The sequence below is a fragment of the Candidatus Streptomyces philanthi genome (genome assembly GCF_059553635.1).
The window spans coordinates 1-1314 of record NZ_JCANQV010000607.1; the positions used below are offsets into that span (position 1 = coordinate 1).

Sequence of the window (1314 nt, forward strand, 5' to 3'; positions counted from 1 at the left end):
CCCGCGGGTCCCCTCCGCCACGAGCGCGGCGCGTACCGCCGGTCACCCCCTTGGCCCAGCCGCGTAGACTGCCGCGCGTGGCCAAGGTGACGCGGGATGATGTGGCGAGGCTGGCGGGGACGTCCACCGCCGTGGTCAGCTACGTCATCAACAACGGACCACGGCCGGTCGCCCCGGCCACACGCGAGCGGGTGCTCGCCGCCATCAAGGAGCTCGGCTACCGCCCGGACCGTGTCGCCCAGGCGATGGCGTCCCGCCGTACCGACCTCATAGGGCTGATCGTGCCCGACGCCCGGCAGCCGTTCTTCGCCGAGATGGCGCACGCCGTCGAACAGGCCGCCGTCGAGCGCGGCAAGATGGTGCTGGTCGGCAACTCCAACTACCTCGACGAACGCGAGGTCCACTACCTCCGCGCGTTCCTCGGGATGCGGGTCGCCGGACTGATCCTCATCAGCCAGGGCCCCAGTGAGCACGCCGCCGTCGAGATCGACGCCTGGGACGCCCGCGTCGTCCTGCTGCACCGCCGCCCCGACGCCATCGACGACGTCGCGGTGATGACCGACGACGTCTGGGGCGCCCAGCTCGCCACCCGCCACCTCCTGGAGCACGGACACCCCTACGTCGCCTTCCTCGGCGGCACCGAACGCACCCCGAAGTCCGGCGACCCCGTCACCGACCACGTCGAGGGCTGGCGCCGCGCCATGCTGGAGGCCGGCCACTCCCTGGAGGGCCGCTACTTCCAGGCCGAGTACAACCGCTACGACGCCTACAAGGCCGCCCTGGAACTGCTGTCCGGGCCCCGGCGCCCCCCGGCCCTGATGTGCGCCACCGACGACCAGGCGATCGGCGTGCTGCGCGCCGCGCGGGAACTGCGCATCGACGTCCCCGGCGAACTGGCCGTCGCGGGCTTCGACGACGTGAAGGAGGCGGCGCTCACCGACCCGCCGCTGACCACCGTCGCCTCCGACCGGCTGGCGATGGCGCGCGCCGCCGTCGACCTGGTGCTGGACGACGGGCTGCGGGTCGCCGGGTCGCGCCGCGAGCGGCTGCGCCAGTTCCCCTCACGGCTCGTGGTGCGCAACTCCTGCGGCTGCGGCGCCTGAACCACCGGGCGCGCAGGGTACAGCGACTTCTGCCCGCTCTTTCAGCGTGCTCTCAGACTCCTCTCATCCACCGGACGCACAGTCGAAGACATGACCGACACGACCTACCGCGGCAGCGGCGACGAGATGCCCCAGGACCGGCCCCACGGCGTAGGCCAGGACGCCGCCGCGTACGGCGGCGGTCGGCCCGGCGGGGCCTTCCCGCCCCCTC

Annotated in this window: 1 protein-coding gene; it reads left to right on the top strand. The window is 73.2% G+C overall.

Going from position 1 to position 1314, the window contains the following annotated elements; genetic code table 11:
* Positions 1 to 77 precede the first annotated feature (77 nt).
* A complete protein-coding gene (locus tag AC51EU_RS30580) occupies positions 78 to 1103 on the top strand; it encodes a LacI family DNA-binding transcriptional regulator (RefSeq protein WP_496270341.1) in 1026 nt (341 codons plus the stop codon).
* Positions 1104 to 1314 lie beyond the last annotated feature (211 nt).